This is a genomic window from Salinivibrio sp. PR6 (assembly GCF_001995955.1).
GTDB lineage: Bacteria > Pseudomonadota > Gammaproteobacteria > Enterobacterales > Vibrionaceae > Salinivibrio > Salinivibrio siamensis.
Map to the genome: position 1 here is coordinate 1 of NZ_MUFA01000025.1, position 12,876 is coordinate 12,876.

The following is a 12,876-nucleotide window of genomic DNA, read 5'->3' on the forward strand; positions in this document are numbered from 1 at the left end:
ATTCGGCCTTTTACTGACTCACGTCATGGCCCTGATGACATTGCGCGGTTGCAGTGCCTAATTCGTTAGAAGGCATCAAGGTGCCCGCCGCATTAACAGGCTCTCTGCAAATGGTCTTCACCGATACTCATCAACTTGCGTGTGCAATGACCCGGTTGGTGTATTTCTCCTTACGACAGCGACGAGTTAGGCCGCGTAGTCTTGATAATCCGTTTGATGGTGCAATAACGCCCACACAATGCGTGCATTTTTGGCTGCGAGAGCGACAATGGCGCGATTCATGCCACGTCGCTCAAGGACATTTCACCCCCAAACACTGAGCCTATCTTGCTTATCGCCTAGGTTCGTGATGACGGCTCTCGCGCCATGCACTAAGAGTGTTCTGAGATATTTATCTCCTCGTTTACTAATACGACCTAATCGAGGCTTTCCTCCGGTTGAGTACTGTTTGGGCACTAATCCAAGCCAAGCAGCAAAATCTCTACCGGAATCAAACTGTTCGCCTTTTCCTATAGTGGCGATAATCGCCGTTGCTGTTTGTGGGCCAATGCCGCGAACATTAAGAATACGCTGGGCATTAGGACTGGCCTTGGTAACCATATCGAAACACTGCTCGGTATCGTCGATACGCTGATTAAGTGTTTGTAGGTGGTCAAAACAATCTGCCACGACAGCACGAGCAATATCAGGCAGGCCATTCTCTGCTGCCTCGAGAATGAGTGGTACTTCTCTGTGAATGGCGGCTCGTCCCGTTGGAATAATAATGCCGAACTCTGCCAGTAATGCACGAATACGATTAATGAGGGCGGTACGTTCATTGACCCAATGCTCACGTACACGATGAGTCGCGAGAATCGCTTGGCGTTCGGGTGACTTAACAGGAATGAACCGGCTGTTTGGACGCTGAACAGCGTCACAAATGGCAACGGCATCGTTCAGGTCATTTTTTCCTTTTGTGCGATAAGGACCGACGTACTTTGCGGCCATGATACGGGTATCGTGACCGAGCTTGTTGAATTCTCTGGCCCAATAATGTGCCCCACTACAGGCCTCAATACCTATGCACATCGTAGGCATATTTGCTAATTTAGCCAGTAGTTTAGCGCGTGAAACAGATTTATGGAGAATGACTTTTCCGTGGTCATCCACCGCGTGAAGAGAAAAGTGGTGCTTGGCGAGATCAACGCCACAAAAGAATTGAGTAGACATGGTTACCTCCGGTATTAAAGGCCGCACCTAAGTGTGGCAGATCTTCAAGAGGGGGAAATCCATGTCATTCGTTAGAGTGCCGAGTTCAACATAGGAATATAGTTTATGGATAAACACATCGTTGTTTTAGGCGGTGGTGGTTGGATGATGGGAGAAAAACACAGCAAATTAGACCGTTATGCACTTGATCTTACGGGCAAGCGTGAACCAAAAGTTTGCTATCTTTCTACAGCAACTGGTGACGCAGAAGAAGCTATTCAACGTTTTTACGATTCAGGTCTTAGTTGTAATTTGACCCATTTTCCATTGTTCAAACCAGACTCCAATTGGCGCACAAAGCTGCAAGAGCAAGACGTTATATATGTTGGGGGCGGTAATACCCGTTCAATGTTAGCTATCTGGCGAGAGTGGGGCATAGATACAATACTCAAAGAATGCTACGAAAATGGTGTGGTATTGTGCGGTATGAGTGCAGGGGCTATATGTTGGTTTGGCTTAGGCATTACCGACAGCAATCCCGAAGAATATACAGTTATTGACGGCTTGGGTTTCGTGCGTGGTCTAGCCTCAGCTCATTTTAATGGCAGTGATGAAAAGGCTGACTTATTTTCTGATTTTTCTCAAAATAACAGTAGTGTACCGTGCTATGGTATTAGCGATTATGCCGCCCTGCACTTTGTTAATGGTCAATTATATCAGACGGTTACTAGTAAATTTGATGCAAAAGTAACGTTCGAAAATGCACTCTAACACATATGAGCCCTTCTCCGGTCAATAGGCAATAGCATTTTTTGGCTGCGCCAGCAGCCAATGCTCTCGAACAACAAAGTCGTCTACTTCGCTCTGTCATTTTCCGCCATTAAGTCATTGCTTACGGCAAACACATATAGAAGGTCTCTTACTGCGGTCTCACCGCTGCCTGCCAATCATGTGACAGTTGCTTCCCGTTCCCTCGCAGGAGCGTGGGAACGAGTTATAGAGAATGACTTTTCCGTGGTCATCCACCGCGTGAAGAGAAAAGTGGTGCTTGGCGAGATCAACGCCACAAAAGAATTGAGCAGACATGGTTACCTCCGGTATTAAAGGCCGCACCTAAGTGTGGCAGATCTTCAAGAGGGGGAATCCATGTCATTCGTTAGTTGCTAAAGGAGAAATATGGAAGAATTATCAGGTGGGCGAGAGTCTGCAATTTATCGTGATGGTGAAATTATTTATCGACCATTACAGTTATGGAGCCCAACAATTCATAAACTGTTAACGCATTTACAAAGCTCAGGCTTAACAGAGTCGCCTATATTTCTTGGCATTGAAGGGAAACAAGAAAAATTAAGTTTCGTTGTTGGTGATACTTATAATTATCCATTAGTTGGTGCTATTGCAACGTCAGAAGCTTTGAGATCAGCAGCTAAATTGCTTAGAAAAATTCATGACTCAACAGCATCGTTTGTCAGTAATAACGACATCGTAAATTTACCGTGGATGCTCGACCCACGAGAGCCATTCGAAGTTATATGTCATGGTGATTTCACGCCGTACAATGTAGCACTTTCAGGAAATTCAGTAGTTGGTGTGTTTGATTTTGACACAGCACATCCCGCTTCAAGAGTGTGGGACTTAGCTTATTCAATATATTGTTGGGCACCTTTTAAAACGGACAGCATTGATGGCCTTGGCACAATGGAAGAACAACTTTTAAGGGCAAGGTTATTCTGCGATAGCTACGATGCTACATATAGTCAAAGAGAGCAGCTTGCGGATGCAATAGTTCGGCGATTAAATGCCCTTGTGAACTTTATGCGAAAAGAAGCAGATAGTGGCGACGAGCAATTTGCGATAAACATTGAGGAAGGGCATCTACAATCTTACCTTAATGACATAGATTACATCGAAACTAACAAGCACAAAATTCAGCGCGCGCTGTGCAACTAACAACGCTTCAAGAGGGGGAATTGGACTTGATCCGTTTTACTGGACACGCATCAGACGATCTGAGGAGGTCAGTATGCCAGTCTATAATACGGGTAAAAAGACAGCGCAATATTCACTAGACTTCAAACTGAAAGCGGTTGAATGGAGCTATGAGACGCATCGAACAGTGAAGTCGGTTGCAGAGGCGCTTGATATCCATCCATTCATGCTATCGAAATGGCGTAAAGCGTATCGAGATGGAGAGTTTGGTATGGTCAAGTCCCAAAAGAATAAAGTGAAGCCAGACAAGGCGAAGGATGAGTTATCGGCACTCAAGAGACGGATCACGGAGCTTGAAGAGAAAAGTGGTGCTTGGCGAGATTAACGGCACAAAAGAATTGAGCCGACATGGTTACCTCCGTTATTAAAAGCCGCACCTCAGTGTGGCAGATTTTCAAGAGGGAAAATCTATGTCATTCGTTAGGCAATGATGTCATTCTGGATTGGATGTGTAATTAAATGAAAAATTATTTTGAGAGCCCGTTTAAGGGAAAACCTCTGATAGAACAAGTTAAGAACCCCAATATTAAGGTAGGCCGTTATAGCTATTATTCAGGCTATTATCATGGACACTCATTTGATGATTGCGCTCGATTCCTCCTGCCTGATCGTGATGACGTCGATAAATTGATAATTGGAAGCTTTTGCTCTATCGGATCGGGAGCCTCCTTTATCATGGCTGGCAATCAAGGCCACCGATATGATTGGGTGACGTCATTCCCTTTTTTCTATATGAATGAGGAGCCGGCATTTTCGGAGTCAGTTGATGCTTTCCAAAAGGCAGGTGATACCGTCATAGGGAGTGACGTGTGGATTGGGTCCGAGGCAATGATTATGCCTGGTGTAAAGGTTGGCCATGGAGCGGTAATTGGTAGTCGGGCTTTGGTTACCAAAGATGTAGAACCATACACAATTGTTGGTGGCAACCCCGCAAAAGCAATAAGGAAGCGCTTTTCAGAACAGGAAATTACAATGCTACTAGATATGAAGTGGTGGGATTGGCCGTTGGAGAAAATTAAAGAAGCAATGCCTCTTTTGTGCTCGTCCGATATTGAAGGCTTGTACCTTTTTTCGCAACGCTCAGGTGCCTAACAAACGGCTGTTGCCATCCCTTCGGGGCTGGGACAGCCTTTCCACCGCTTCGCTGCCACAAATCAGCCCCAAATCCTGGAGTTATAAGTCTCTATGAAAATCGCGATATTTGTCTTAATCATTCTGCTGGTCGGAACCAATGCGTTTTGGTTTTACCAAGCGCTAGATTCTGGTATCACGGCAGCTTATCGGGATGACTCAATCGATAAGCTCCAGGAAACACAGGCGCAGCTTATGGCTGCCATACCCAAGCTGGCAGCTTCTCAGGAAAAGGCGGAAATTGTTGCTGCATTCGAGTCTGTCACAGACCAAGAGACTTATGAAAAAGAAGGCTGTACTTGGGTGGGCTGGGTAGGTCTGAAGTTTGGCGACGACGATAGACTATTGGCGGTTTCGCCATCTTGGTCATATCAGCAGGGAGTCCCTTGCTTTGATAACTAAACTGAGCCGTCTCTGTACTCAGCGTTAATTCCCCAGAGAAAGCAATTAATCCGTAGGGAATTTTTGTTTCTGGTGGAGCACACGCATCACTCGGCGATCAGGTGACTTAACAGGAATAAACCGGCTGTTTGGACGCTGAACAGCGTCACAAATGGCAACGGCATCGTGTGTATCACTACAGGCTTCAATACCTATGCATATTGTAGGCATACTGGCTAACGCAGCCAATAATGTAGCGTATGAAAAAGAGTTATGGAGAATGACGTTTCCGTGGTCATCCACCGCGTGAAGAGAAAACAGTGTTTGGTGAGATGAACGCCAAATAAAAATTAAGCAGACTCAAAAAATATCATGACTCAAGGAGGAAACATGATAACACCAATCATTATTTTAGTGCTTTTATCTAGCCCGTTGGCCATTGCCTTCATTTATTCAAAATTGAATGGCACGTTTTTGAACGTGAGCAAGTATGCGTGTTGGGGGCTGGGAGTCGCTTTTATATTCTTTTTTATTGGACACCTTGTTAAAGCTGAGGGCATGGTAGAAATGCTGCCTACATGGGTGCCACTTCGTTTGGAGTTAGTTTATTTCACGGGGTTGATTGAGCTATTAATTGGCACCGCGCTTTTTGTTCCACGGTATCAGCCTCTCGCAGCAAAACTTGCTATCGTTGTGTTTATCGCTTTCTTTCCAGCGAATGTTTATGCCGCAGTCAATGGGATAGGCCTTGGTGGGCATCAATGGGGGCCGAGCTATCTTTTAATACGCGGTCCTCTACAGGTGATACTCATTGCTTGGGCCTATTTCTTGTGTATAAAAGGTCACCATAAGCCTATTAGACACAGTCAGGCGTAAGGGTCACTCGGTTACCGCGGAGATGAGTGTGACATTAAAAGCATAGGGTTGTTGAGATAATAGCGTCATCAAAAGTTTTGTTTATCTATACAAGTTGATATTGGAGTTAATCATCATGAATGACCGTTCACGCGCCTTACTTGCCATTTTTGCCTTGATGTTTTCTTGGTCATCGATAGCGCAGTCGCTGCCAGAAGGAGCGATCCAAGAAGGATCGCTGGCTAATCAAAAATTGATCCAAGATGCGATGGCAGGGGTGCTGGTTACGGTGGCATCTCAAGGCTGTGAGAAGCCAGAGGAATTTGTGCCTTATGTGCGGGAAATGCCGTCAGGCGAGGTAGGCACAAGGGTTTGGCGGGAGCTATGGATTGTCGAAGGCTGTGATGACACCTATCCAATAAAACTTCGCTTTCAGGAGGCAGGAGCTGGCGCTGCGAATTGGACGATTGAATAAACAAGGACACTCATGAATACAGAACAACAGGCATTTTTAAACGCCTACCTTGCCACTTTAAGTGAAGCAGAACGTCAGGCCGTGCCTGAAACGATTGCCGAGTACTTTTGCGCGGATGAATACAACGCCAACGAATGCGCCCGTTTAATTGATCAAGGTATAAAACGCGCATCGTGCAGCTTAAAAGCATGCTACGAGATAGAAAACGAACCTTACCCGCAAGTGGGGCGTTTAACCGTGGTGCTTAACTGGGCGCAGCAGCCCGTTTGCATTATCAAGGTGACTGAAGTGAGCGAGTGCCCGTTTGATCAAGTGACTGCTGAGTTCGCCGAAGCGGAAGGAGAGGGCGATAAGAGTTATGCGTGGTGGCGGCAGGCACATCTTGCGTTTTTTGAGGAAGAGGGGCAAGCACTTGGCGTGCCGTTTACAACCCAATCCCCTTTGGTGTTAGAGCGCTTTGAGAAAGTCTATCCGCTTGATCACCATGAAACTGAGCAGGTAAGCGCATGATAAAACAAGTCGGTCAAACGCTCATCCAACCTGAACACTTGGCCCGCTGTCACTGTGGGACAGTTGTGCTCAGCGAATAGCGACTAGACATGTTCTCTAAGTTGTACATGTCTAGTTTGTTGCTCTATACTTCGGTGGTGTAAGAATAGGAGTGATCCGATGAAAATCATTTCGTTTACTGAAGCGAGAAATGGCCTCAAAACGGTATTAGATGGGGTGGTTGACGACGCTGATACCGCTATCATCACCCGACGTGATGCAGAGGATGCGGTGGTGATGTCGCTTGATTACTACAACAGCCTTATGGAAACCGTCCATCTGTTGCGCTCGCCCGCAAATGCTGAGCACCTAAATCGCTCCATTACTCAGTACAAGATGGGGAAAGCGATGGAGCACGCGTTAGTCGATGACGATGAGTAGTCGCTTACTTTGCTGGACGGATGATGCGTGGCGTGACTACGTATGCTGGCAAAGTCAGGATAGAAAAACACTCAAGCGAATCAACAAACTCATCATCGATGTAAAACGAACGCCATTCGAGGGGATAGGTAAGCCTGAGGCACTAAAAGAAAATCTGACAGGCTTCTGGTCGCGGCGTATTGATGACACCAATCGGCTGGTTTACGCCGTGGATGATACGTCTATTACGATCCTATCTTGCCGATATCACTATTAGTCATCTAGCGCCTACGGTGCACAATGGCACAATGAAGGCGCGAGGCGTCATGCTCACCACCCTCAATAAAAATCACTCCTTATAACGCCTCTGGATAGTGCATTTTCAGTAATTCTTCGACCACCGCCAGGTTCTGTCCGAGCTTTCTCAGTGCCAGCAAGCGTGTTTTGCTAAATTTAGCGTCTTTGGGCACCAAGCGCATGATGTAGGCCGCGCGTTTGCCTTGGTAGACATCCTCTGATTTATGGAAAAAAGCGTTACAGAACAGCAGCGCATCACCTGCATCCAACGCAGGCGTCACCTTACCTTTCTCCATGTAGTCATACTCTTGCTGAGTGATTTGAAACGGCGGGTGCTCGGGCACCGACGGGTCGGCAATGCGCACCAGTGAGTGCAATTGATTGGCTTCGCGGATCAGCGATAGGCGCACCGCCCCCTCTGCCATCACGATAGATAACTGCCCTGAGCCGGGTTCTTTCACTGGCGTCAGCGGGATCCATACCGTGAGCATATCTTCCGGCCGCTCCATAAAGCCAATCGAGTCAAAATCGGTATGGAAAGGAAAGCCTTGATCCTCGGGCGTTTTCTCCAAATATAAATCGGCCAAAATGCGATAGTCTGGCAGCAGTGCCTCAATGGTGTCGGCGATGTTGAGATCTGGGTCGCGGAATACCATGGGCCCATAGATCGCTTTTTTGTAAATGTCGGCATACCAAGTTTGCCCATTTGGCATGGCGTTGAGTTTGGCAGCGAGAGCCGTTTGTGTCTCTAGGCTCAGTACGCCAGGGACGACTTTGCCGTGATGAGGAGAGAGGTTGTCGAGAAAGTCCGGGCGAGCTGGCATAGAAGCTCCTTGAGGGGGATATAAAACCGAGTGTGTTAGCTGTAGTTTAGCAAATCACCGTCTTCACTGAATAACGGCGGTGGCGAGATAAATGTACTGACCGAGAATGCCCTACAAGTTTAAGCGTAACTGACGACCCGGTTGCGTCCAGAGAGTTTGGCGTTGTATAAAGCGTCATCGGCATGCTGGTAGAGGTGCTTAGCATCGAGCTGGGCCACGTCGAGCTCTGCACAGCCAATTGACACGGACACACGGATAGCGGGGGAGTAGTCGAGGATCGAATGTTGGTCGTAAACGGCCTCGCAGAGCTGAGCGGCATAGTGCTGCGCCGCTTTTTGGTCGGTATTCGCCAACAGACAAGCGAACTCTTCCCCTCCAATGCGATAAATGTTGCTGTGCAGAGGAAGATGCGTTTCGAGTAATGACGCGAAGGCTTCGAGGACGTGATCGCCAACGATATGGCCGTAGTTATCGTTGATGCGTTTAAAATGGTCGATATCAATAATAAGCAGGGATAGAGGCTGATGTCGGTACCGGGCTTGTTCACCAAAGCGGGCAAGGTCGCTGGCAAATTGACGGCGGTTGTATAGTTGTGTCAGCGGGTCAGTCGCAGCTTGACGCATTAATGCTTGTTCTTCCGCCTTACGCTGACTGATATCCCACATCACCCCAGCGACCACACCTTGAGGCTTATTTTTCGGATCATTATTGGTGGTGATTTCTACCCACGTATATTCACCATTATCACGTTTAACCTGTAAGTCCATTTTTAGCTCGTTGCCAGCGGGCGATAAAAAATGGCGCACCCGCGAGAAAAACGCTCGACGATACTGAGGATGAATGCGGCGCAGCCAGTGTCGGCTGGTGTAGGTACGGGAGTCACGAATACTGCTGGCAGCACTGTCACCGATGATCTCTGACGAGCACCAACAGATACCGCGTTGAACATCCACTTGCCAGGTGCTGCAGTGGGTATTGTCTTTAATGATTTCGATTTGCCGTTGTTTAGAAAATAGCTCGTTTTTTAGCACTGTACTGGCGATGAGATGTCCCGTGGCGCGCAGCAAGGTCACATCACTTTCTGACCAGCGTTGTTCACGCTCGCAATCATCAAACCCTAGTGTTCCCCACCATTTATTATCGACAATGATGGGGATGGTTAACATCGATAAAATGCGCTGTTGTGTTAAATAGCGTTTGAGCCAGGATGAGGGTAATTGATCAGTAATGACAGATTGATACTCGCCACGTTGTCGGCTTTCTATCAACTCGCGGTACTCGGGGTGAGCGAGGCTAGAGCTAAAATGATTGAAGTGGGGGAGACGAATTTGCGCATACTTCTTCTCGTTGGCCCATTCAAAAACATAATCTTGCAAAATATCGCTGTCGCTGAGTGCTAATACTTGAAACACCCACACGCGACTCACTTGCGTGACAGCTCCAATTTCAGCGAGCAAGTGATTAATATTGGCAAGCCTGTCGTCACCACTGACCAGCATGTCTGCGCCGCGTAGCACAGCCGACAGCAGGTCGACATTCAGCTCAGAGAGCTGGTGTCTATCAAGTTCAGGTTGGATCCCGGTTAGGATGGTCATGCGATAGTCCGTTATCTACAAAGTCACCACTTTGTTGAGCGTAGCAGGCGCGTGTATAAATAGTTAACACGGAACACATTAAATGTTCAGTGTTGTGGGTCACGTTTGCATTTAGTCGCACTCGCCCTGTTGATAAAAATAGACATAATAACCGCCGCAGTGGGATGAGCCCTGTGAAGTGTGAGTCAATAACGCATCGTAGTATGGAAATAAAAATGAGAAAGTCAGTGGTAATAAAACAAACGCCAACCCATTTATGTGTGAATGATGATTGCTATTCAATGCGCAATATTGTTGATGCCAGCGTTGAAGAACTCACGTGGAAAGATCACCTACTAAGGATGTTGGGGTTAGGAATACTAAGCGCGAGCTTTTTGTTTTTATATTGGTAGGTGAGCTGCCTTACGCGGAGTATTTGCCTGCAGTGGGCTTTGCTGCAGGCGCGTTGTTAGCAAGCGTAAAATACGTGCTACGCATTGAATATAACCACCAGGATGACACGGGCGTGCAGTGGCTGACCATCGCCAAAAGCGGAAAGAAAACAGATAAAATGCTTTTTGATCAGCACGTCGCGCAATTAAAGCGGTTGTTAATCTCATAGCCACGCCGGTGGCGATGTTTATCGAGCGGATACACGAAGGGCCTGCAATTTAACAGGCCCTTTTTACTCGTTGATTCGCGTTATTTATTGATTGCGCGAGGGCGACCGTTCTCATCAATGGCGACATAATTAAAGGTCGCATGGCTCACTTTGCTGCGATCGCCTATCTCATCATGACTGACGGGCTTAACCCAGACCTCAAGCTCAATGGTAATCGAGGTATTGCCGATACGTTGGCACGTCCCGTAGCAGCAAACCACATCGCCGACACTGACGGGCGATTTAAATGTAATGTCGTTGACAGAGACAGTGACAACGCGTCCACCAGAAATCTCTTTGGCGAGAATCGCGCCGGCTAAATCGAGCTGGGACATGATCCAACCACCAAAAATGTCCCCATTGGCGTTGGTATCGGCGGGCATTGCTAATGTACGAAGCAGCAGTTGGCCACGTGGGCAGTTGTTTTTATTGTCAGGCATGGTTCTCTTCACATCTTATCGCAAAGGGGGCATGCACCCCCTTTTTTATAGAACAGATAAGAATTGTGACCGCTAACACAGCATTTGGGCAAGTTTTTATTGGTCTGAGTTGCTCTCTTTGGGCATACGGCGATAGATATACACCCCAGTTGCAATCATAAACAGGAAGGTCAGGATTAAAGTGCCGAAGACCTTAAAGTTCACCCAGGTATCAAGCGGCATACTATAAGCAACATAAATGTTCACGCCGGCTAATAGGGAAAAGAACCCAATCCAGGCCCAGTTAATGGTGCGCCACACGCGTTCTGGCAGTGTAATCTCTTTGCTGAGCATATTCTTAATCAAAGGCTTACCCATCGCCTCGGACACCGCCAAGCCAATGGCGAATAAGACATACACAATGGTGACTTTCCACTTGATGAAGTTGTCATCGTGAAAAAATAGCGTCATGCCGCCAAATATGGCGACCAGAACGGCGGTGATGATTTGCATCTTTTCAACGCGTTTATACAACGCCCAAACCAGCACAACTTGCACTAGGGTGGCGATGATCAGTGCACCGGTTGCCATATAAATATCGTAAAATTTGTATAAGGCAAAAAAGATAATTAAAGGGATAAAATCAATCAGTTGTTTCATAACGCCGCCGCGTAACTAGGTGTATTTAAGCTAAGTATGTACGCAGTGTACCCAAATGCGCAGAGAGGGGAAACGACAAGGCGGAGAGAGAAAAGATAACAAGGTAGGCGCCTTGGCAGGGGGGTGCCAAGGCGCGTTGAAGATTAAATCCAATCCCAGCCGAACACCAGTAGCATCAGTATCGGGCAGATAACACGAACATAGCCTGGCCAGATTTTCCAAAACCAGGTTTCACCGAGCTCAGGGCTGCCTTGCACCAGTTCTTTCAAGATTTCATTGCGGTGCCATAGCCAGCCTGCAACCAGAGCAAACAGCAGGCCAAGGATAGGCTGTGCGTACTCGGTGGTGACGGTAACCACCAAGCCAAACAGATCGCCAAAGTTGTAAACAATCACCGCCGAGGCAATGGTGATAAGGCCGCCAATCCACCATACCGCTTTCTCTCGTGATTGACGGAATTCCTCAGTAGCACAGGCTACAGGTACTTCAAGCAATGAGATGGCTGAGGTGAGGGCGGCAATGACCATCAGCAAGAAGAAGGCAAAACCGACAAAGATGCCCGCTGTTCCCATGGTGTCGAACATGGCAGGGAGGACACTGAATACCAGTGTGTCACTGCTGAGAAGCGCGCCTGCATCGCTGTAGATAGCTACGCCATTGTGTTGGGCAACAAACATGGCAGGCATGATCAATAGCCCCGCAATAAAGGCGATGCCCGTATCCAGCAGTGCTACTTGTGCAGCGGTTTTAGGAATGTTGGCGGTTTTGGACAAATACGAGCCGTATACCATCATCACGCACACACCCAGAGAGAGTGAGAAAAACGCTTGCCCCATGGCACTCACGACCAGCCCCGGCGAGAGGTGCGACATATCTGGGATCAGGTACATCTTCAGCCCTTCCATCGCACCAGGCTGAAACAAAATGTAAACCACCATGATCACGAACAGTAAAAAGAGGACGGGCATTAAACGTGAGGACCAGCGTTCGATCCCGTTGGCAATACCATTACGGACCACCAAAATCGTCGGCACCATAAAGCACAGCATTAATGCGAGGTTACGGGTCTCGCTAAATGACTCTAACCATGCTGCCGCATCGGTAAAGCCTATTAATGCAAGTAAGGGGGAGACCATATAGCCCACTAGCCAACCGGCCACGATGGTGTAAAAGCTTAAAATGCCAGTCGCGCCGAGTAAGCCGACTAATCCAAGTAACCGACCAATCCATTTCTGTCCACCGGAGACGGCTGACAGTGAGCGAACGGGGTTTGCATTGCCATAGCGTCCAATAGTGAGTTCTGCTATCAAAAGGGGATACGCTAGGACAAAGACCATCAGCAAGTAAATAAACAGAAAAACGGCGCCGCCGTTTGAGGCTGTTTGCGTGGGGAAACCCCAAATGTTGCCGAGCCCAATCGCAGAGCCGGCTGCCGCCAAGATAAACCCTAATCGGGATGAAAATTGTGCGCGTTGTGTGTTTGCCATACCTACTCGATATCGTATTCGATAAT

At 47.6% G+C, this 12,876-nt stretch carries 16 protein-coding genes and 2 pseudogenes; 11 read left to right on the forward strand and 7 right to left on the reverse strand.

What is annotated here, in order from left to right; translation table 11 throughout:
* Window positions 1-186 precede the first annotated feature (186 nt).
* Window positions 187-1,209 (reverse strand): annotated as a pseudogene (locus BZG72_RS14610) (IS110 family transposase).
* Between the two features lie 105 nt (window positions 1,210-1,314).
* Between BZG72_RS14610 and BZG72_RS14615 the strand changes: the two are divergent.
* Window positions 1,315-1,959, forward strand: a complete 645-nt coding sequence (locus BZG72_RS14615; RefSeq protein ID WP_077667120.1) for a peptidase E — start codon at window positions 1,315-1,317, stop codon at window positions 1,957-1,959.
* Window positions 1,960-2,166: 207 nt separating this feature from the next.
* On the opposite strand, the pseudogene BZG72_RS16625 reads toward BZG72_RS14615, so the two are convergent.
* Window positions 2,167-2,274 (reverse strand): annotated as a pseudogene (locus BZG72_RS16625) (IS110 family transposase); the annotation flags it as partial.
* Window positions 2,275-2,364: 90 nt separating this feature from the next.
* On the opposite strand from BZG72_RS16625, the gene BZG72_RS14620 reads away from it, so the two are divergent.
* The 9 genes from BZG72_RS14620 (at window position 2,365) to BZG72_RS14660 (ending at window position 7,205) form a co-directional block, all read left to right on the forward strand.
* Window positions 2,365-3,138, forward strand: a complete 774-nt coding sequence (locus tag BZG72_RS14620) for a phosphotransferase (RefSeq protein WP_077667121.1) — start codon at window positions 2,365-2,367, stop codon at window positions 3,136-3,138.
* A gap of 73 nt (window positions 3,139-3,211) precedes the next feature.
* The gene (locus BZG72_RS14625; RefSeq protein WP_108743079.1) at window positions 3,212-3,502 is read left to right on the forward strand and encodes a transposase; all 291 of its coding nucleotides are present in this window, start codon (window positions 3,212-3,214) and stop codon (window positions 3,500-3,502) included.
* Between the two features lie 134 nt (window positions 3,503-3,636).
* Complete coding sequence (gene catB, locus BZG72_RS14630; RefSeq protein WP_077667122.1) at window positions 3,637-4,269, forward strand: type B chloramphenicol O-acetyltransferase; 633 nt, start codon at window positions 3,637-3,639, stop codon at window positions 4,267-4,269.
* A 93-nt stretch (window positions 4,270-4,362) separates the two neighbouring features.
* Window positions 4,363-4,710 (forward strand): hypothetical protein, encoded by a 348-nt coding sequence (locus BZG72_RS14635; protein ID WP_046073451.1) that lies wholly within the window; start codon window positions 4,363-4,365, stop codon window positions 4,708-4,710.
* A gap of 369 nt (window positions 4,711-5,079) precedes the next feature.
* Window positions 5,080-5,565: a DoxX family protein gene (locus BZG72_RS14640; RefSeq protein WP_077667123.1), complete on the forward strand. Its 486-nt coding sequence runs from the start codon at window positions 5,080-5,082 to the stop codon at window positions 5,563-5,565.
* 115 nt (window positions 5,566-5,680) lie between these two features.
* The gene (locus BZG72_RS14645; protein ID WP_074212935.1) at window positions 5,681-6,019 is read left to right on the forward strand and encodes a hypothetical protein; all 339 of its coding nucleotides are present in this window, start codon (window positions 5,681-5,683) and stop codon (window positions 6,017-6,019) included.
* A gap of 12 nt (window positions 6,020-6,031) precedes the next feature.
* Window positions 6,032-6,529 carry an ASCH domain-containing protein gene (locus BZG72_RS14650; RefSeq protein WP_077667124.1) on the forward strand — a complete coding sequence of 166 codons (498 nt, stop codon included), beginning with the start codon at window positions 6,032-6,034 and terminating at the stop codon, window positions 6,527-6,529.
* Window positions 6,530-6,688: 159 nt separating this feature from the next.
* Window positions 6,689-6,949, forward strand: coding sequence for a type II toxin-antitoxin system Phd/YefM family antitoxin (locus tag BZG72_RS14655; protein ID WP_069590095.1), 261 nt, complete (start codon window positions 6,689-6,691; stop codon window positions 6,947-6,949).
* The gene (locus tag BZG72_RS14660) at window positions 6,936-7,205 is read left to right on the forward strand and encodes a Txe/YoeB family addiction module toxin (RefSeq protein WP_197075724.1); all 270 of its coding nucleotides are present in this window, start codon (window positions 6,936-6,938) and stop codon (window positions 7,203-7,205) included. The genes BZG72_RS14655 and BZG72_RS14660 overlap by 14 nt, the downstream gene beginning before the upstream one ends.
* A 79-nt stretch (window positions 7,206-7,284) precedes the next feature.
* On the opposite strand, the gene BZG72_RS14665 is transcribed toward BZG72_RS14660, so the two are convergent.
* Both BZG72_RS14665 and BZG72_RS14670 read right to left on the reverse strand, forming a co-directional pair.
* Window positions 7,285-8,049 (reverse strand): hypothetical protein, encoded by a 765-nt coding sequence (locus BZG72_RS14665; RefSeq protein ID WP_077667125.1) that lies wholly within the window; start codon window positions 8,047-8,049, stop codon window positions 7,285-7,287.
* 119 nt (window positions 8,050-8,168) lie between these two features.
* On the reverse strand, window positions 8,169-9,644 hold the full coding sequence (locus BZG72_RS14670; RefSeq protein ID WP_077667126.1) for a sensor domain-containing diguanylate cyclase: 1,476 nt from the start codon (window positions 9,642-9,644) through the stop codon (window positions 8,169-8,171).
* A gap of 319 nt (window positions 9,645-9,963) precedes the next feature.
* On the opposite strand from BZG72_RS14670, the gene BZG72_RS14675 reads away from it, so the two are divergent.
* A complete protein-coding gene (locus BZG72_RS14675; protein ID WP_131828040.1) occupies window positions 9,964-10,245 on the forward strand; it encodes a hypothetical protein in 282 nt (93 codons plus the stop codon).
* Between the two features lie 80 nt (window positions 10,246-10,325).
* Here the strand turns inward: BZG72_RS14675 and yciA are convergent, their stop codons facing one another.
* From yciA to BZG72_RS14690, 3 genes are all read right to left on the reverse strand, one after another.
* Window positions 10,326-10,724, reverse strand: a complete 399-nt coding sequence (gene yciA, locus BZG72_RS14680) for an acyl-CoA thioester hydrolase YciA (RefSeq protein ID WP_077458922.1) — start codon at window positions 10,722-10,724, stop codon at window positions 10,326-10,328.
* Window positions 10,725-10,820: 96 nt separating this feature from the next.
* Complete coding sequence (locus tag BZG72_RS14685) at window positions 10,821-11,363, reverse strand: septation protein A (protein ID WP_077667128.1); 543 nt, start codon at window positions 11,361-11,363, stop codon at window positions 10,821-10,823.
* A 143-nt stretch (window positions 11,364-11,506) separates the two neighbouring features.
* Window positions 11,507-12,850: a sodium-dependent transporter gene (locus BZG72_RS14690; RefSeq protein WP_046073441.1), complete on the reverse strand. Its 1,344-nt coding sequence runs from the start codon at window positions 12,848-12,850 to the stop codon at window positions 11,507-11,509.
* Window positions 12,851-12,876 lie beyond the last annotated feature (26 nt).